Below are 1,344 nucleotides of genomic sequence, written 5' to 3'. Positions count from 1 at the left end.
GACGAGTCAGAAACCGTTGATGTAGGCGAAGGACATGCGAAAGGTCCGGCGTAGAGGGTAAGACCCCCGTAGTCGAAACGTCAGCGGCTCGTTTGAGAGACACCCAAGTAGCACGGGGCCCGAGAAATCCCGTGTGAATCTGGCGGGACCACCCGCTAAGCCTAAATATTCCCTGGTGACCGATAGCGGATAGTACCGTGAGGGAATGGTGAAAAGTACCGCGGGAGCGGAGTGAAATAGTACCTGAAACCGTGTGCCTACAAGCCGTGGGAGCGTCGGAGCAAGGCTTGCCTTGTTCTCGTGACTGCGTGCCTTTTGAAGAATGAGCCTGCGAGTTTGCGGTGTGTTGCGAGGTTAACCCGTGTGGGGAAGCCGTAGCGAAAGCGAGTCCGAATAGGGCGTTTGAGTAGCACGCTCAAGACCCGAAGCGGAGTGATCTAGCCATGGGCAGGTTGAAGCGGAGGTAAGACTTCGTGGAGGACCGAACCCACCAGGGTTGAAAACCTGGGGGATGACCTGTGGTTAGGGGTGAAAGGCCAATCAAACTCCGTGATAGCTGGTTCTCCCCGAAATGCATTTAGGTGCAGCGTCGTGTGTTTCTTGCCGGAGGTAGAGCACTGGATAGGCGATGGGCCCTACCGGGTTACTGACCTTAGCCAAACTCCGAATGCCGGTAAGTGAGAGCGCGGCAGTGAGACTGTGGGGGATAAGCTCCATGGTCGAGAGGGAAACAGCCCAGAGCATCGACTAAGGCCCCTAAGCGTACGCTAAGTGGGAAAGGATGTGGAGTCGCAGAGACAACCAGGAGGTTGGCTTAGAAGCAGCCACCCTTGAAAGAGTGCGTAATAGCTCACTGGTCTAGTGATTCCGCGCCGACAATGTAGCGGGGCTCAAGCGTACCGCCGAAGTCGTGTCATTGCGATATATACCCCCAACGGGGATCGTGATGGGTAGGGGAGCGTCGTCTGCCGGGTGAAGCAGCCGCGTAAGCGAGTTGTGGACGGTTGACGAGTGAGAATGCAGGCATGAGTAGCGATTCACACGTGAGAAACGTGTGCGCCGATTGACTAAGGGTTCCTGGGTCAAGCTGATCTGCCCAGGGTAAGTCGGGACCTAAGGCGAGGCCGACAGGCGTAGTCGATGGATAACCGGTTGATATTCCGGTACCCGCTGTGAAGCGTCAAACATCGAGCCCACTAATGCTAAGGCCGTGAAGCCGCCCTGGAGCCTTCGGGCAAAGGGGAGTGGTGGAGCCGCCGAACCAAGGTGGTAGTAGGTGAGTGATGGGGTGACGCAGGAAGGTAGTCCAGCCCGGGCGGTGGTTGTCCCGGGGTAAGGGTGTAG

The 1,344-nt window shown here is 57.3% G+C and carries 1 rRNA gene; it reads left to right on the top strand.

From position 1 onward, the window contains the following. Positions 1-1,344: ribosomal RNA gene (locus ABZ386_RS41960) — 23S ribosomal RNA — on the top strand; the annotation flags it as partial.

The sequence above is a fragment of the Streptomyces sp. NPDC006140 genome (assembly GCF_040628815.1).
Lineage (GTDB): Bacteria > Actinomycetota > Actinomycetes > Streptomycetales > Streptomycetaceae > Streptomyces.
This window is presented reverse-complemented; position numbering and strand designations above follow the sequence as displayed.